At 46.4% G+C, this 343-nt stretch carries 1 protein-coding gene; it reads left to right on the top strand.

Annotated elements, in window-relative coordinates; genetic code table 11:
• A partial coding sequence (locus HU147_RS19260) for a DDE-type integrase/transposase/recombinase (RefSeq protein ID WP_224077680.1) occupies positions 1-343 on the top strand: 343 nt, incomplete at both ends.

The following is a 343-nucleotide window of genomic DNA, read 5'->3' as shown; positions in this document are numbered from 1 at the left end:
CCTATATCCAATACGGAAGTTCGACGCTTTACTTGTCGACAATCATGGACCTATACAACAACGAAATCGTTGCGTACAAGCTCTACGACCATCAGCAGACGCCGCTCGTTATCGATACATTGAAGGAAGCGCTGAAACTGCGGAGCTATCCCGAGGGGATTATCATCCATTCCGATCAAGGCAGCGTCTACACGTCGTATGCCTATCAGAATTTGATTAAGGAGAAACACGCCGTGAGCAGCATGTCGCGGCGCGGAAACTGTTGGGATAACGCAGTGATTGAATCGTTCCATTCGAATATCAAGTCGGAAGAATTTCAATACGTCAAATTCAATTCGTTGAA

The sequence above is a fragment of the Planococcus chinensis genome (genome assembly GCF_020071995.1).
GTDB lineage: Bacteria > Bacillota > Bacilli > Bacillales_A > Planococcaceae > Planococcus > Planococcus chinensis_A.
Note: the sequence above shows the minus strand (reverse complement) of the source record. Positions and strands in the feature narration are given on the sequence as shown.